Genomic DNA, 15,026 nt, shown 5'->3' with positions numbered 1-15,026 from the left:
CACAGCTGCACGAGGAGCCGTACCTCATGGCCGAACACCCCGCCTACCCCGTAGGCCTCCGCCTCTCCGGCCGTCGCGTGGTCGTCCTCGGCGGCGGTCAGGTGGCGCAGCGACGCCTGCCGGCGCTCATCGCCGCGGGTGCGGACATCGTGCTCGTCTCTCCCGAGGCGACTCCCTCCGTCGAGGCCATGGCGGACACCGGCGAGATCACCTGGCTGCGCCGGGGGTACGAGGACGGCGACCTCGCCGACGCCTGGTACGCCCTCATCGCCACCAGCGACCCCGAGGCCAACACACGGGCGTCGGCCGAGGCCGAGCGGAACCGCGTCTGGTGCGTCCGCTCCGACGACGCCGACCGGGCGACCGCCTGGACCCCGGCGACCGGACACAGCGAGGGCGTCACCGTGGCGGTGCTCACCACCGACGCGCGCGGCCGCGACCCCCGCCACACCGCCGCCATCCGGGACGCGGTCGTGGAGGGCCTGCGCGACGGCACGCTCGTCGCCCCGCACCACCGCACCCGCACGTCCGGCGTCGCCCTGGTCGGCGGCGGCCCCGGCGACCCCGATCTGATCACCGTCCGCGGCCGCCGGCTGCTCGCCGAGGCGGACGTGGTCATCGCCGACCGGCTCGGCCCGCGCGACCTGCTCGCCGAACTCCCGCCGCACGTCGAGGTGATCGACGCGGCGAAGATCCCGTACGGCCGCTACATGGCCCAGGAGGCCATCAACGACGCGCTGATCGAGCACGCCAAGCAGGGCAAGTCGGTCGTCCGTCTCAAGGGCGGCGACCCGTTCGTCTTCGGCCGGGGCATGGAGGAGGTCCAGGCGCTCGCCGAGGCCGGCATCCCGTGCACGGTCGTCCCCGGCATCTCCAGCTCGATCTCGGTACCGGGCGCCGCGGGCATCCCGGTCACACACCGGGGCGTCGCCCACGAGTTCACCGTGGTCAGCGGGCACGTGGCCCCCGACGACGAGCGTTCCCTGGTCGACTGGCCGTCCCTGGCCAGGCTCACCGGCACGCTGGTGGTCCTGATGGGCGTGGACAAGATCGGCAAGATCGCCGAGACGCTCGTCGCGCACGGCAGGTCCCCCGGCACGCCGGTCGCCCTGGTCCAGGAGGGCACCACGGCCGCCCAGCGCCGGGTGGACGCCACCCTCGCCACCGTCGCCGAGACCGTACGGACCGAGGACGTGAAGCCCCCGGCGGTCATCGTCATCGGCGAGGTCGTGCAGGTCGGCCCCGGCACTTCCGCCTGACCCCCGGGCCGCGCGTGGCTCGATCACGCGTAACCCCGGGTAACCCACCCGCTCCCAGCCGTTGGCACCACACCCAGGACAAGGCAGTATCACCCTGTGGCCGATCTCATCACCGTCGACGACCCCGACGACCCTCGCCTCTCCGACTACACGGGCCTGACCGACGTCGAGCTGCGCCGCAAGCGCGAACCGGCCGAGGGTCTGTTCATCGCCGAGGGCGAGAAGGTCATCCGCCGGGCCAAGGAAGCCGGCTACGAGATGCGCTCCATGCTGCTCTCGGCCAAGTGGGTCGACGTCATGCGCGACGTCATCGACGAACTCCCGGCCCCGGTGTACGCCGTCAGCCCCGATCTCGCCGAACGCGTCACCGGCTACCACGTCCACCGCGGGGCCCTCGCGTCCATGCAGCGCAAGCCCCTGCCGACGGCCGCCGAACTGCTCCGCTCGGCCCGCCGCGTGGTGATCATGGAGTCGGTCAACGACCACACCAACATCGGCGCGATCTTCCGCTCGGCCGCCGCCCTCGGCATGGACGCGGTCCTGCTCTCACCGGACTGCGCCGACCCGCTGTACCGCCGCAGCGTCAAGGTCTCCATGGGCGCGGTGTTCTCCGTGCCGTACGCCCGGCTCGAGACCTGGCCGAAGGGACTGGAGTCGGTCCGCGAGGCGGGCTTCACCCTGCTCGCGCTCACCCCGGACGAGAAGGCCCGCAGCCTCGACGAGGCCGCCCCGCACCGGATGGACCGGGTGGCGCTCATGCTCGGCGCCGAGGGCGACGGGCTGTCCACCCAGGCCCTGGTCGCCGCCGACGAGTGGGTCCGCATCCCCATGTCCCACGGCGTCGACTCCCTCAACGTGGGAGCCGCGGCAGCCGTCGCCTTCTACGCGGTGGCAACCGGCCGTCCGGAGTCCTGAGCCGCCCGGCCGGAGTCCCTGGCCGCCCGTACGGAGTCCCGAGCCGCCCGGCCGGGGCTCACCTGCCGAGATCCAGGCTCGGCGCCGACGCGGTACCGCCGGCCGTCGGCACACCGCCGTCGAGCGGTCCGGCGCCTTCGAGCGGCGCGTGGCTCGGCTGCGCCTGCCGCCGGCCGCCGTCACCGCCGAGCCCGCGCGCCGGCCCCTGGCAGCCCTGCGCCACCGCGATGCCGAGCGCCACGAGCAGCGTCACCACCACGAACACGAACAACCGCTGGCGCAGCAGCCGCGGATTGGCCGGCCGCAGCCCGGTGCCCGTCGCGCGCTGCTGTCCCGGACGCCGCGCACCACCGCGCTGAGCGGGACGGCTGCCGGTGTGGGAGCGCGCGCCACCACCGCGCGGCGCCGGAGTCGTACGGGCACCACCCGGGCGGGAGGCCGGACCTCCGCCCCGCGTGCCGCCGCCCCGTGAGGGCACCCCGCCGCGGGACGGAGCGCCGCCGCGGGAGGGGACACCGCCACGCGGCACCGGAGTGTGGGGAGAGGCGCGCCGCTGCTGGTCCGGATAGGTGTCGACGAGCCGCCCCGTGGGCCGGTCCGCCTCCTCCGCGCGCGGCCCCGGCGGCCTCGCCTCGGCGAGACCCTGCGCCTCCCGGGCGGCGATCTCCTTCAGCCGCAGCGACAGCTGCAGGGTGCTCGGCCGGTCCTCGGGGTCCTTCGCCAGACAGGCCCGCACCAGCGGGGCGAGCGCGTCCGGTACGCCGTACAGCTGGGGCTCCTCGTGCACCACGCGGTACAGCATCACCTCGGAACTGCCGTGCCCGAACGGGGAGTCACCGGTCGAGGCGTACGCCAGCGTCGCGCCCAGCGAGAAGACGTCCGTCGCCGGGGTCACCGCCGCGCCGCGCACCTGCTCCGGGGCGAGGAAGCCGGGGGAGCCGACCGCGGTGCCCACGTGGGTGAGCGTGGAGGCGCCGGTGGCCCAGGCGATACCGAAGTCGATGATCCGCGGCCCCTTGGGGGACAGCAGGATGTTGGAGGGCTTGAGGTCACGGTGGACGACACCGGCCTCGTGCACGGCGACCAGCCCCTCGGACAGGGCGGCGCCGATCGCCGCCGTGTCCGCGGCGCCGAGCGGCCCCGCGTCGGCGACCTTGTCGTGCAGGGAGGGGCCGGGCACGTACTGGGTGGCGAACCAGGGCCGCTCGGCGTCCAGGTCGGCGGCGACCAGCCGGGCCGTGCAGCCGCCCCGGATCCGCCGGGCCGCCGAGACCTCACGCGCGAACCGGGACCGGAACTCCTGGTCCTCCGCGAGATCGGGCCGGATCACCTTGAGCGCGACCCGCTGGCCCTTCTTGTCGGAGCCGAGGTAGACCACGCCCATTCCGCCCGCGCCGAGCCGTCGGTGAAGCCTGAACGAGCCGACGACGCGCGGGTCCTCGCGCCTCAGGCGCATCATCGCCATGTTCATCCCCGCTGCCCGGTCCCTGTGACGTGGCACAGCTTACGTTTCCGTGGCCGCCTGCGCGCAGAGGCCGCGCCCTCGGGGCCGAACGGATTGTGGCCACCGCATGTGCCACGTGAAAAACGGTCAGGAACCCGGCGCGTACGCAGGTCTTGAGGAGGCCGACCGAGCAACCGGACGTCAGGAAGGGGAGGTTGGGATCAGTGCGGAGGTGAGCCGGCGGGCCGGGACGCCCGCCGCCGGTCCGACGCGAACGGTGCGGCGGACCGCCCCCGAAGTGGATCACCCGCCTTCCGCGGACCCTTTCCGGCCCCCGGCGCGAGTGAGCGAAGTCACTCCGTCCGGCCCGCCGGACGGATCCGACATGACGGGACACCGCGGGCACCCCCTCGGGGAAGACCCCGAGACGCGGGACCGCGTCTCCACCCTGGGGAGTACCTCGCGGGTCGTGGCTCATCCTCCGGGAGGCCCGCCGATCGGTACGAAGGCATGACGCCCCGGATGCGGCCCACGCCTAGATTTGAGGTCAAGCGGCGGGTGCAGCACTCGTCCCCCGAGGTCGGTCACCCGCCGCTTGCCGAGAACCACACAGACGGTCAGGAGAGGGACCATGGCCCACACGGCACCGCGACGCACGACGTTCGCCCCCCGCCGGACGGGCCGTCGCCACCCCCTGGTGGCGACGCTCATGGCCCTTCCCCTGGCGGCCCTGCTCCTCCTCGTCTTCGACGGCTGGGAGACGGTGGCCACACAGGCGTCGTCCGTGGGTGTGATGCTGGGGCGCTGAGCGGCGCCCCCAGGCCCGGAAGAGCGGTCCGGGTGGGGACATCCATCCAGGAAACCCCGTGGGGACGGGGGTGCGGCGGACGGCACGAATGCCGGCGCAGCTGGGGAGCTGCGCCGGCATTGCGCCGTTTCCGGGTCCGGGCGGCCGTGTCACCGGGGCGGACGCGGCGGCACCGGACGAGCGCGATCGGCCGTGCCTGCCTGACGGCGGCACCGGTCACCACGCGGCCCGCGTCACCTGTCCGCTCGGCGGCACGAGTCACCACACAGCCCGAGTCAGCCGGCACCGGTCACCGCGCAGCCCACGTCAGGTGTCCGCGCAGCGGCACTCCGCGAGCGCATCGGCCCGAGCGCCTCCCGACAGCGGCACCGTCCACCACGCGGCCCGCGCCAGCTCTCCACCCGGCGGCCTGCTCACCACGCGGCTTGCTCCAGCTGTCCGCACGCCACGCGGCTTGCTCCAGCTGTCCGCGCGTCGGCACGGATCACCGCGCAGCCCAGGCCAGCTCTCCGCCCGGCGGCTCCGGTCACCAAGCGGCTTGCTTCAGCTGTCCGCACGCCCGCACGGATCACCACGCGGCCCAGGCCAGCTCTCCGCCCGGCGGCTCCGGTCACCGCGCGGCTTGCTCCAGCTGTCCGCGCGTCGGCACGGATCACCGCGCAGCCCGCGCAAGGTGTCCGCGCAGCGGCTCCGGTCACCGCGCGGCTTGCTCCAGCTGTCCGCGCGTCGGCACGGATCACCGCGCAGCCCGCGCAAGGTGTCCGCGCAGCGGCTCCGGTCACCGCGCGGCTTGCTCCAACTGTCCGCACGCCCGCACGGATCACCACGCGGCCCAGGCCAGCTCTCCGCCCGGCGGCTCCGGTCACCACGCGGCTTGCTCCAGCTGTCCGCGCGTCGGCACGGATCACCGCGTAGCCCACGTCACCTGTCCACGCAGCGGCACGGAGCACGCCGCAGCCCACGCCGGCTGTCCACCCAGCGGCAACCGCCACCACGCACCCCACGCCACCCGTCCGCCCACCCGCTCCCGTCACCCCGCACCCCACCGCGACAGAGCCCGTGCGCCCCGTGCCCCCGCCCGCGTACGCTCACCCCGCACTCCCGCCCGACCCCGAGGGACCCGTGAGCCTCCTTCCCGTACTCACCGCGCAGGCCGAAGCCGCCGCCCACCGCCACACCGGCGCGGCCGCCTGCGCGTGCGGCACCCCCGTCACCCTCGCCGACCGCCCCGACGCCACGGTCGTCCGGCACGCCGGCACCGTCGCCAAGGCCCATGCCCCCGACACCGACCCCGCCGGGCTCGGCATCCGCCTGGCCGTGGCGGCGTACCTCCCCGACGTCCTCCTCGCCCCGCTCACCCCCGCCCCGGTTCCCCTGCGCGACCGCCTGGTGACCTTCTGGCCGTACGGCGCCCCCGTCGACCCCGACGATCCGGACGCGGCCCCCTGGGAGGCCGCCGCCACGCTGCTGGCCCGCCTGCACGGCACCGATCCGCTCGCCGTGGGCGGCGGCGGTCCGGCGGGCCCAGCGGCCCTGCCCCCCATGCGGGGCCCCGCCAAGGCCGCCCGTGCCGTCCGCCGCCTGCGCACCGCCCTGCACGGCGTCCCCCGCGAGTCCGCCGCGCACGCGGCCGCCGTACCCGTGCTCCGGGCCTGGACCGGGCTCCCCGCCTGGGCCAGGGCGGAAGTGCCCATGCCGGGACCGGCCGCCCTGTGCCACGGCGATCTCCATCTCGGCCAGCTCGTCCGGCACCCGGCCCCCGACGGCCCCTGGCGGCTGATCGACGTGGACGACCTCGGCGTCGGCGTCCCGGCCTGGGACCTCGCGCGCCCCGCGGCCTGGTACGCCTGCGGACTCCTCCCACCCGACGAGTGGACCCGCTTCCTGACCGCCTACCGGCGGGCGGGCGGCCCGGCCGTGCCCCCGGACGGCGACCCCTGGGCCGCCCTGGACGTGCCGGCCCGCGCGCTCACCGTGCAGACGGCCGCCCTGACGATCACCAAGGCGCTCGCCGCGGACCGCCCCCTGGACGAGGTGGAGCAGGCCCTGGTCGACGCCTGCGACCGAATGACGTCCGTCCCCCGCCATTTGACCCCCGGATTGTCGGACTAGGCTGCAACCGCCCGGGGGCGGACGGAGTCTGTCCTGGGGAAACACGAAGCACGACCGACCGGCGAGGAGTTGAGCCGACCATGCAGTGTCCGAAGTGCCATGCGCCCATGCACACCTACAACCGCAATGGCGTCCAGATCGAGCAGTGCAGCGGTTGCCGCGGCATCTTCCTCGACTACGGCGAGCTGGAGTCGCTGACCCGCCTGGAGTCCCAGTGGACCCAGCCCGCGCCGCCGCCCCCGCCGGCCCCGCAGGCGTACCCGGCCGCCCCCTCCGCGCCGGCCTGGGGAGCCCCGCACGGCGGCGGCCACCACGGCGGCGGCCACGGCCACTACGGGCACCACCGCCACAAGAGCTTCGGCCACATGCTCTTCTCCAGCTGAGCGCGCACGACGAAGCCCCCGGCCGTACGAGACGGCCGGGGGCTTCGGTGTGTGGACGATACTGGGATTGAACCAGTGACCTCTTCCGTGTCAGGGAAGCGCTCTCCCGCTGAGCTAATCGTCCGCGGGCTGTGACCCTGGAGTCACAGTCGGTGCGCGATACTGGGATTGAACCAGTGACCTCTTCCGTGTCAGGGAAGCGCTCTCCCGCTGAGCTAATCGCGCGGGGTACGGATCTTCGAGAAGACCCTCGGACCTTCGAAGAAGATCCAGTGGACGATACTGGGATTGAACCAGTGACCTCTTCCGTGTCAGGGAAGCGCTCTCCCGCTGAGCTAATCGTCCTTGGAGGTGGAGACGGGATTTGAACCCGTGTAGACGGCTTTGCAGGCCGTTGCCTCGCCTCTCGGCCACTCCACCAGGAGTGTAGGGGATCGGGACGACCCCTTCTTCCTTCGAGCGGACGACGAGGCTCGAACTCGCGACCTCAACCTTGGCAAGGTTGCGCTCTACCAACTGAGCTACGTCCGCCTGTCGTTTCGGTCCGCTTCCGCGTCCCGGCGACGTGTTGAACTCTAGCGGATTCCCGGGCCAGTACAAAAACGCGTTTGCGCAGCGTGCTGCGGTGCATCCGGCGGACCTCGTGGTCAGGGCCCCCGCAGGGACGTCCCCGGGCCAGCTGTCCGACACCCGACCTAGACTCGACCACGTGCTCCACCACCCTTCCGGCCCCGCTTCCCGGCTCTCACCGCTGGCCCGCTTCGGCGACCGCGTCGCCACCGGCCTCCTCGACGTCACCAGCGATCCGGCCGCCCTGGACTCCACCGGTTTCTGGGCCGTGTGCGCGGACTTCGAGGGCCGCCTCACCTGCGCCCGCTTCGCCGACGTACGGGAGGAGCCGGTGCCCGCGCCGGTGCCGGGCGGCTGGCGGGGGCCGGCCGTGGGGGAGTGGACCACCTCCCTGGACCGCGCCGCGTACACGGCGGCCGTCCGCCGGATACGCGAGCACATCGCGGCCGGCGAGGTCTACCAGGCCAACCTCTGCCGGGTGCTCGCCGCGCCCGTCGCCCCCGACGCCGACGTGGACGCCCTGACCTCGCTGCTCGCCCGCGGCAACCCGGCGCCGTACGGGGGGACGATCCGGCTGCCGGAGCACGGCGTGGAGATCGCCACCGCCTCGCCCGAGCTGTTCCTGCGCCGGGACGGCAGGGTCGTGGAGTCCGGCCCCATCAAGGGCACCGGACGCACCGAGGCGGATCTCCTGGAGAAGGACTACGCCGAGAACGTGATGATCGTGGACCTCGTCCGCAACGACATCGGACGGGTCTGCGCGACCGGCAGCGTCTCGGTGCCCGACCTGTGCGCGGTGGAGAAGCACCCCGGCCTGGTCCACCTGGTGTCCACGGTCCGCGGCGAGCTGGCGGAGGGCGCCGGATGGCCGGAGCTGCTCGCGGCGGCCTTCCCGCCCGGCTCGGTGACCGGTGCGCCGAAGTCGAGCGCGCTGCGGATCATCGAGGCCCTGGAGACGGCCCCGCGCGGCCCGTACTGCGGCGGCATCGGCTGGGTGGACGCCGACCGGGGCACCGGCGAGCTCGCGGTGGGCATCCGTACCTTCTGGATCGACCGCGCCGAGGGCGTCCTGCGCTTCGGCACCGGCGCCGGCATCACCTGGGGGTCGGACCCCGACGGCGAGTGGCGGGAGACCGAGCTGAAGGCGTCCCGGCTGCTGGCGGTAGCGTCGGGGACGTACGAGGAGAGCGGAAGGGCGTTCGCATGAGGATCTGGCTGGACGGCGAGCTGCGGGACCTGGAGTCCGCGCGTGTCTCCGTCTTCGACCACGGACTGACGGTCGGCGACGGCATCTTCGAGACGGTGAAGGCGGTCCACGGCAAACCCTTCGCGCTCACCCGGCACCTGGACCGGCTGACCCGGTCCGCCCGTGGCCTCGGGCTGCCCGACCCCGACCACGACGAGGTGCGCGAGGCCTGCGCGGCGGTCCTGGAGGCCAACCCGATGCCGCTCGGCCGGCTGCGGATCACCTACACCGGCGGCCACGGCCCGCTCGGCTCCGACCGCGGCGAGCACGGCCCGACCCTGTTCGCCGCCGTCGGCGAGACCACCCGCCGGCCGGACGTCACGGCCGTGATCACGGTCCCGTGGACGCGCAACGAGCGGGGCGCCCTGACCGGCCTGAAGACCACCTCGTACGCCGAGAACGTGGTCGCCCTGGCCCGCGCCCACCAACACGGCGCGTCCGAGGCGCTGTTCGGCAACACGGTCGGGCAGCTCTGCGAGGGCACCGGCTCGAACGTCTTCGTCGTCCTGGACGGCGAGATCCACACCCCGCCGGTCGCCTCGGGCTGTCTGCCCGGCATCACCCGCGCCCTGGCGATCGAGTGGACGGGCGCCAGGGAGACCGACCTGCCGCTGGACGTGCTCGACCGGGCCGACGAGGTCTTCCTGACCTCCACCCTGCGGGACGTGCAGGCGGTGCACCGGGTGGACGACCAGGAGCTGGACGGCGCCCCCGGTCCGGTGACGGCCAAGGCGATGCGGATCTTCGACGAGCGGGCCGGGCAGGACCTGGACCCCTGACCGGGGCGGGCGGCGGAACGGGCGTCACCGGTCCCGTGGACCGGTGGTGGCGCGCGAACGCCCTTCACCGAGGCGGAAAACGGGCTGACGGGACCGGCCGTCGCGGGTAGAACACCAGTGATGACCACGACCCTGCGGCCGAGCGAGCCGCTCCGGCACCACCCCGACGGGACCCGTTCACGCCGCTTCCAGGTGTGTGTGAACAGCCGTCCCGTCGGCGAGATCCATCTCGGCACCTCACCCTCCCTCGGCGCCTCGGTGGCCCGCGTCCTCGAGCTACGGGTCGAGGAACCGGACCGGCGGCGCGGCCGGGGCACGGTGGCCGCGCTCGCCGCGGAGGAGGTGGCGCGCGGCTGGGGCTGCCGGCAGATCGAGACGGTCGTCCCCGCCGCCGCGGAGGCCGCGCTGCGGCTGTTCGACGCCCTCGGGTACACCGTGCGCAACCGGGGCATGGAGAAGCGCCTCGGCACCGCTCCGCCCGAGCTGCCGCCGGGCAGCCGGGCGCGTCCCACGACGGGGGCCGAGTTCGCGGCGTGGCAGGAGCACGAGCGCGAGACCTACGCCCGCCAGTGGATCGAGCGGGGCGTCCCCGAGGCCGCGGCCCGCGCCAAGGCGGCCGACGACCACGCGCGGCTGCTGCCGCGGGGCCTCGCCACCGACGGGATGGTCTTCAGCGTTCTGGAGCACGACGGGACCCGTGTCGGCACCCTCTGGCTGGCCCTCCAGGAGGCCGCGGCCTTCGTCTACGACGTCCGGGTCGACGCGGCGTCTCGCGGCCGGGGCCATGGCCGCACGCTCATGCTGCTGGCCGAGCGCCAGGCGATCGAGGCCGGCCGCCCGGTCCTCGGCCTCAACGTCTTCGCGGGCAACACCCCGGCCGAGCGGCTGTACGCCTCACTCGGCTACGCGACGGTGACCCACTCCCTCGCCAAGCCCCTGCTGTAGGCCCCCGGCGGGGGGTTCCCGGCGGGGTGCCGCCGGCTCAGGCCTCCCGCTCGGCCAGCAGCCGGTCGGCGATCTCCTCGATCCGCTCGCGCAGCCCCTCCTGGCTCTTGCCGCCGTCGAGGCGTTCGCCGCCGATGACGTACGTCGGGGTGCCGGTCACGCCGACGGCCTTGCCCTCGGCCTGGTCGGCGTCGACGATCAGGATGTGCCGGCCGTCGATCAGCGCGGTGTCGAACTCCTCGGCGTCCAGACCGAGTTCGCGGGCCACCTCGACCAGCAGGGACTCACCCTGCCGGTCCAGCTCCGCCACCCGCTCCAGCACGGCCTCCACGTACGGCCAGCCCTTGCCCTGCTCCAGCGCCTCCTCGGCGGCCTGCGCGGCGGCGAAGGCGTGCTTGTGCTTCTCCAGCGGGAAGTGCCGCAGGCGCAGCTCCAGCCGGTCGCCGTAGCGGGCGCGCAGGGCGCGGACGTCGTCCAGGGCGGTGCGGCAGTCGGGGCACTGCAGTTCGCACCAGACGTCGAGGACGAGGGCATCGGTGCGGGCCGGGGAGGAGTCGCTCATGCGCACCAGTGTTCCAGGCCGGGCGCGGCCGACCCAATCGACCGGCGCGGGGCTCCGGGCCGGAGCGGGGGAGGAGGCGACCGGCACTCCAGGAGGAGCCGACCCGGAGATGTCCCTGATGTCCGCCGGGACCATGGCATCACGGCGGCCGGGCGGTGCAGGATGGAAGGGACGAAGCGCATCCGCGGACGCCGGTGTGCGCTTGGCCGATCGCCACCCGACCGCCGATCGCCACCCGACCGAGCCCGCCAGGAGGACCGGATGATTGCCGAGACCGTCTGCTCCGCCGTGTCCGCGGCGGGCCTGGGCATCGCGGTGGTCACGGCCTACCGCAGGCGCTTTCTGTCGGCGGCCCGCATCGCGGCCTACTCCCTCGTACCGGTCGGCCTGGTGATGACCGGAGTCGTCGGCTGGCTCGCCGACACCGCGCTCAGTCCCACGGCCTGGGCGGGCTTCGGGCTGCTGGGCGCCGCCTGGCTGCTGCTCGCGGGCACCCGCGCGGTGGAGCGCCGGCGTGGCGGCGCCGGTGCCGAGCGCAAGGCGGCCAAGGGCGACCGGCGGGAGGCGGTGGCCCCCGCGGCCTCGGCGCCCTCCCTGGGCCAGGGCTCACGCCCCGCGTCGCGGCCGGCCGCCGCCCCCCGCGCCGCCGACTCGGCCGACGACTTCAGCGACATCGAGGCCATCCTCAACAAGCACGGCATATGACAGTCACACCATTCACGGAAACGACACAGTGGGTCCCGTGACGTCCGGAATCGTTCATGAGACGAACGAGAGATCACGGTTTCGGTGAAGTCCCGCAAGATCCCCGAGTGCTGATCGCGTTCGGGGCGCCGGGTGGGTCATCATCGGCCGCGAGATGCTGGACACAACACAGAGCGAGGCCGCGCCGCCCAAGGACGAGCCGCGCGGATGCCTCTTCGCCCTTTCCCAGCCACCGCTGATGATCTTCCTTGCGGTGATCGGGTGTCTGCTGCTCATGGGTGCGCTGCACGACCTGCTGCTGCTGTGAGCCGTACGCGTCCGTCCCGGCGCCACCCGCCGGGACAGACGTCGCCACGGGCCGTGAGGGGGCCGCCCCCCGGCCCGGCCGGGTCAGCCCGTCGCTTCCTTGCGCCGCGCCCGGTAGGCGGCGACATGCAGCCGGTTCCCGCAGGTCCGGCTGTCGCAGTAGCGGCGCGAGCGGTTGCGGGACAGATCGACGAAGGCGCGCCGGCAGTCCGGTGCCTCACAGCGCCGCAGCCGCTCCTGTTCTCCGGCGACCACGAAGAAGGCGAGCGCCATTCCGCAGTCCGCGGCGAGGTGATCGGCCACGGACGCCCCGGGGGCGAAGTAGTGCACATGCCAGTCGTAGCCGTCGTGGTCCGTGAGACGCGGTGTGGTGCCGGCCGCGGCCACCAGCTCGTTGATCATCCCCGCGGCGGCCCGGGCGTCCGGCGCCGCGAAGATCCCCGCGAACCGGCCGCGGATCTTGCGCACCGCCGAGAGGTCGAACTCGGACAGCACCCCGACATCGCTGATTTCGTGGTTTCGCACGAAGTCGGCGAGAGCCGCGACATCCTGCAGTCCGTCCGTGGAGGTGTCGTCCTCCGGCGCGGAGTTCACCAGATCCACCACGGTGTCGAGTGCGCACCGGGTGTCGTGGGTGATCAGCACGTTTCGCTCCCTGGCCTGGTGGTCGGGCGGGCGCCCGCCGATGCTGGCCGATGGTAGCGACAACGCGCCCACCGCACCGGTCCCGCTCGACCTCGACTGCCGGTAGAACGCCTCCGCGCCCCGGGCGGTTCCCGGACGCGCGGCGCAGGGGCCGAGGAGCCGCCCAGGCGCGGCACGGGCGCACGGGCACAGGCCGACACCGTCCCGCGAACGCTCACGGTGACGGCGCCGGCCTGTGCCGTATGCGGTTGTCTTGGCCCGAGCCGTCTCCCCGAGTGGACGGCGCCGGGCTGCTTGGGGTGGCGGCGACCTAACTCTCCGCCAGGATGTGCGAGAGCTCCTGATCCAGGTCGAAGTGCCGGTGCTCCGTGCCGGGCGGCACGGCGGCGTCGGTTCGCTTCAGGAAGGACTCCAGGGCCCGCGCCGGGGCCTCCAGCAGAGCCTCTCCCTCAGGGGAGCTGAGGGCGATGCAGACGACGCCCTGACCATGGCTGCGCGATGGCCAGACGCGGACGTCGCCGGTGCCGGTGGGCCGGTGCAGCCCCTCGGCGAGGAGGTCGCGGGCGAACACCCACTCGACGGTCTCCTCGGCTCCGGTGTGGAAGGTGGCGTGCACGGCGTAGGGGTCGGCCGTGTCGTACCGCAGGCCTGCGGGGACAGGCAGGGAGGACTCGCTCGACACAACGAGGCGCAGGTGCAGCTCGCAGCTGACCGTGGTGTTCATAAGCGCCAGGGCCTTTCGCTCAGTGTGCGCTCGGGGATTCGCACGTCGGCGAAATCGACATGCCACCTACGGTGCCGTTGTAAACCCCTCTGGGAGTTTTGCCTGGCTTTACGTAACTCTTCCGGCCGAGAACTCGTACCAGATCTACGACCATTCCGGTGACTGGATTCACTCCGGTAGGGTTTGTCTGTATGAATACGGGGAGTGACGAGCCGGGCGAGGTCGCAGTGGCCGGGGACGAGCGGAAGGCGGACGATCGAGTGAGCGAAGCGGACGCCGAGCGGGGCCTCGGCTCCCGTGCGCCGGAATTCATCAAGGCCCGCCGGGCCCTGCACGTGAGCTGGCAGGTCGGTGTCTTCGTGCTCGGCCTGGCGGTCGTTGCCCTGGGCATCGTGATGCTGCCGCTGCCGGGACCCGGCTGGGTGGTGATCTTCGGCGGCATGGCGATCTGGGCGACCGAGTTCGTCTGGGCCCAGCTGGTGCTCCGCTGGACGAAACGCAAAGTCACCGAGGCCGCCCAGCGAGCCCTCGATCCCCAGGTGCGCCGGCGCAACATCACCCTCACCGTGATCGGTCTGGTGATCGTGGGCGTGCTGGTGGGGATCTACCTGTGGAAGTTCGGCGTCGTCATGCCGTGGAAGATCAAGGACCAGTGAGCCGCCGCCCGGGGCCCGGCCGCCCGCCGGTCCGGCCCCCGGTCGGGACCACCCCCTGACATCGGGTAATGTTCTTCCTGCGCCCGGGCGATTAGCTCAGTGGGAGAGCGCTTCGTTCACACCGAAGAGGTCACTGGTTCGAACCCAGTATCGCCCACCCGGACCGACGGCCCATCTGCTTCGAGCAGGTGGGCCGTCGTCGTACCCGCCCCCTGGCTCACGCGGTGGGCCGCTTCGGGCGCGGCATTGCCGCGGGGAGAAGTTCCGGACGCGGGCGGCCGGCGGAAATACCTCGCACGTCTTCCGGAATGCCGTCGCATTTCTTCGCAAGTACGACAAGCGCGGAATTCCCGTGGGCCTCAAGTCCCGAGTGCCGGCACAAATCTGAGCCCCAGTCACTCCGGTCGGCCCGCGCGTCGTCTCGTTCTTCGGCCTATTCCGCTTCGCCGCGTCGAACCCGGCGCCGCCCGGCGAGGAGAGGCCCGCCCGGCCGGGCAGACTCCGGTCATGGACTGGAACCACTACCGCTTCCGGACCCTGTGGTCCCTGCCCGCCCCGCCCGCGACGGTGTACGCGGCGCTGGAGCGGCCCGAGGACTACCCCCGATGGTGGCCACAGGTGCGGACGGTGACCCGGCTGGACGACGAGACCGGTGTGATCACCATCCGCTCCCTGCTGCCGTACGCCATGACCTTCACCGCGCGTACCGCCGGCCGTGACCCGGCCGCGGGCATCCTGGCGGTGGACATGACCGGGGACATCGAGGGGTGGGCGCGCTGGACGGTCACCCCCGCCGGTGCCGGCGCGCTCGTCCGGTACGACCAGGAGGTCGACGTGCGCAAGCCGCTGCTCAGGCGGCTGGCCGTCCCCGGACGGCCCGTCTTCCGCGCCAATCACCGGCTGATGATGCGGGCCGGACGGCGCGGACTGCTGCGGTACCTGCGAGCGGTTTGAACGAACGGCTCCC

General features: G+C 73.4%; 16 protein-coding genes, 6 tRNA genes and 1 pseudogene. 14 read left to right on the top strand and 9 right to left on the bottom strand.

The genetic code is table 11. The annotated features are described in order from the left end of the window. Positions 1-26 precede the first annotated feature (26 nt). Both cobA and N8I86_RS08580 read left to right on the top strand, forming a co-directional pair. Positions 27-1,259 (top strand): uroporphyrinogen-III C-methyltransferase, encoded by a 1,233-nt coding sequence (cobA, locus tag N8I86_RS08585; RefSeq protein WP_073899515.1) that lies wholly within the window; start codon positions 27-29, stop codon positions 1,257-1,259. Between the two features lie 96 nt (positions 1,260-1,355). Further along, entirely contained in the window at positions 1,356-2,174 is an 819-nt protein-coding gene (locus N8I86_RS08580) for a TrmH family RNA methyltransferase (RefSeq protein ID WP_073899513.1), read from the top strand. 58 nt (positions 2,175-2,232) lie between these two features. Here the strand turns inward: N8I86_RS08580 and N8I86_RS08575 are convergent, their stop codons facing one another. Next, positions 2,233-3,645 carry a serine/threonine-protein kinase gene (locus N8I86_RS08575; RefSeq protein WP_263277507.1) on the bottom strand — a complete coding sequence of 471 codons (1,413 nt, stop codon included), beginning with the start codon at positions 3,643-3,645 and terminating at the stop codon, positions 2,233-2,235. A 604-nt stretch (positions 3,646-4,249) separates the two neighbouring features. Between N8I86_RS08575 and N8I86_RS08570 the strand changes: the two genes are divergently transcribed. The 3 genes from N8I86_RS08570 (at position 4,250) to N8I86_RS08560 (ending at position 6,921) form a co-directional block, all read left to right on the top strand. Next, positions 4,250-4,426 carry a hypothetical protein gene (locus N8I86_RS08570; RefSeq protein WP_185091440.1) on the top strand — a complete coding sequence of 59 codons (177 nt, stop codon included), beginning with the start codon at positions 4,250-4,252 and terminating at the stop codon, positions 4,424-4,426. A gap of 1,122 nt (positions 4,427-5,548) precedes the next feature. Beyond that, entirely contained in the window at positions 5,549-6,538 is a 990-nt protein-coding gene (locus N8I86_RS08565; protein WP_263277506.1) for a phosphotransferase family protein, read from the top strand. A gap of 80 nt (positions 6,539-6,618) precedes the next feature. Further along, positions 6,619-6,921, top strand: coding sequence for a TFIIB-type zinc ribbon-containing protein (locus N8I86_RS08560; RefSeq protein WP_073899509.1), 303 nt, complete (start codon positions 6,619-6,621; stop codon positions 6,919-6,921). Between the two features lie 52 nt (positions 6,922-6,973). Here the strand turns inward: N8I86_RS08560 and N8I86_RS08555 are convergent. The 5 genes from N8I86_RS08555 to N8I86_RS08535 all read right to left on the bottom strand — a co-directional run bounded on the left by N8I86_RS08555 (position 6,974) and on the right by N8I86_RS08535 (position 7,452). Continuing rightward, positions 6,974-7,045 (bottom strand) — tRNA-Val (locus N8I86_RS08555). 29 nt (positions 7,046-7,074) lie between these two features. Continuing rightward, positions 7,075-7,146: transfer RNA gene (locus N8I86_RS08550), tRNA-Val, on the bottom strand. Positions 7,147-7,194: 48 nt separating this feature from the next. Next, a tRNA-Val gene (locus N8I86_RS08545) sits at positions 7,195-7,266 on the bottom strand. Between the two features lies 1 nt (position 7,267). Next, positions 7,268-7,341: transfer RNA gene (locus N8I86_RS08540), tRNA-Cys, on the bottom strand. 38 nt (positions 7,342-7,379) lie between these two features. Next, a tRNA-Gly gene (locus N8I86_RS08535) sits at positions 7,380-7,452 on the bottom strand. Positions 7,453-7,630: 178 nt separating this feature from the next. Here N8I86_RS08535 and N8I86_RS08530 point away from each other — a divergent pair. The 3 genes from N8I86_RS08530 (at position 7,631) to N8I86_RS08520 (ending at position 10,461) form a co-directional block, all read left to right on the top strand. Beyond that, positions 7,631-8,698, top strand: a complete 1,068-nt coding sequence (locus N8I86_RS08530; protein WP_073899507.1) for a chorismate-binding protein — start codon at positions 7,631-7,633, stop codon at positions 8,696-8,698. After that, positions 8,695-9,516 (top strand): aminotransferase class IV, encoded by an 822-nt coding sequence (locus tag N8I86_RS08525; RefSeq protein WP_073899505.1) that lies wholly within the window; start codon positions 8,695-8,697, stop codon positions 9,514-9,516. Before N8I86_RS08530 ends, N8I86_RS08525 begins: the two co-directional genes overlap by 4 nt. A 120-nt stretch (positions 9,517-9,636) precedes the next feature. Continuing rightward, positions 9,637-10,461, top strand: a complete 825-nt coding sequence (locus tag N8I86_RS08520; protein ID WP_123438494.1) for a GNAT family N-acetyltransferase — start codon at positions 9,637-9,639, stop codon at positions 10,459-10,461. 37 nt (positions 10,462-10,498) lie between these two features. Here N8I86_RS08520 and N8I86_RS08515 read toward each other — a convergent pair whose 3' ends face one another. Then, complete coding sequence (locus N8I86_RS08515; protein WP_073899500.1) at positions 10,499-11,023, bottom strand: DsbA family protein; 525 nt, start codon at positions 11,021-11,023, stop codon at positions 10,499-10,501. Positions 11,024-11,284: 261 nt separating this feature from the next. On the opposite strand from N8I86_RS08515, the gene N8I86_RS08510 reads away from it, so the two are divergent. Both N8I86_RS08510 and N8I86_RS08505 read left to right on the top strand, forming a co-directional pair. Then, entirely contained in the window at positions 11,285-11,728 is a 444-nt protein-coding gene (locus N8I86_RS08510) for a type 2 periplasmic-binding domain-containing protein (protein ID WP_263277505.1), read from the top strand. 154 nt (positions 11,729-11,882) lie between these two features. Further along, on the top strand, positions 11,883-12,035 hold the full coding sequence (locus N8I86_RS08505) for a hypothetical protein (RefSeq protein WP_185091441.1): 153 nt from the start codon (positions 11,883-11,885) through the stop codon (positions 12,033-12,035). Between the two features lie 83 nt (positions 12,036-12,118). On the opposite strand, the gene N8I86_RS08500 is transcribed toward N8I86_RS08505, so the two are convergent. Both N8I86_RS08500 and N8I86_RS08495 read right to left on the bottom strand, forming a co-directional pair. After that, the gene (locus N8I86_RS08500) at positions 12,119-12,679 is read right to left on the bottom strand and encodes a CGNR zinc finger domain-containing protein (RefSeq protein ID WP_073899496.1); all 561 of its coding nucleotides are present in this window, start codon (positions 12,677-12,679) and stop codon (positions 12,119-12,121) included. 310 nt (positions 12,680-12,989) lie between these two features. Beyond that, positions 12,990-13,403 carry an SsgA family sporulation/cell division regulator gene (locus N8I86_RS08495; RefSeq protein ID WP_004002642.1) on the bottom strand — a complete coding sequence of 138 codons (414 nt, stop codon included), beginning with the start codon at positions 13,401-13,403 and terminating at the stop codon, positions 12,990-12,992. A 191-nt stretch (positions 13,404-13,594) separates the two neighbouring features. Here N8I86_RS08495 and N8I86_RS08490 point away from each other — a divergent pair, with 191 nt between their 5' ends. From N8I86_RS08490 to N8I86_RS08480, 4 genes and pseudogenes are all read left to right on the top strand, one after another. Further along, positions 13,595-14,059 carry a TIGR02611 family protein gene (locus N8I86_RS08490; protein WP_073899494.1) on the top strand — a complete coding sequence of 155 codons (465 nt, stop codon included), beginning with the start codon at positions 13,595-13,597 and terminating at the stop codon, positions 14,057-14,059. A gap of 85 nt (positions 14,060-14,144) precedes the next feature. Then, positions 14,145-14,216, top strand: a tRNA-Val gene (locus N8I86_RS08485). 99 nt (positions 14,217-14,315) lie between these two features. After that, positions 14,316-14,438, top strand: a pseudogene (locus N8I86_RS39295) (sugar ABC transporter substrate-binding protein); the annotation flags it as partial. 128 nt (positions 14,439-14,566) lie between these two features. Next, complete coding sequence (locus N8I86_RS08480) at positions 14,567-15,013, top strand: SRPBCC family protein (protein WP_123438496.1); 447 nt, start codon at positions 14,567-14,569, stop codon at positions 15,011-15,013. The last annotated feature ends 13 nt before the right edge of the window (positions 15,014-15,026 follow it).

The sequence above is a fragment of the Streptomyces albidicamelliae genome (assembly GCF_025642175.1).
Lineage (GTDB): Bacteria > Actinomycetota > Actinomycetes > Streptomycetales > Streptomycetaceae > Streptomyces > Streptomyces albidocamelliae.
Note: the sequence above shows the minus strand (reverse complement) of the source record. Positions and strands in the feature narration are given on the sequence as shown.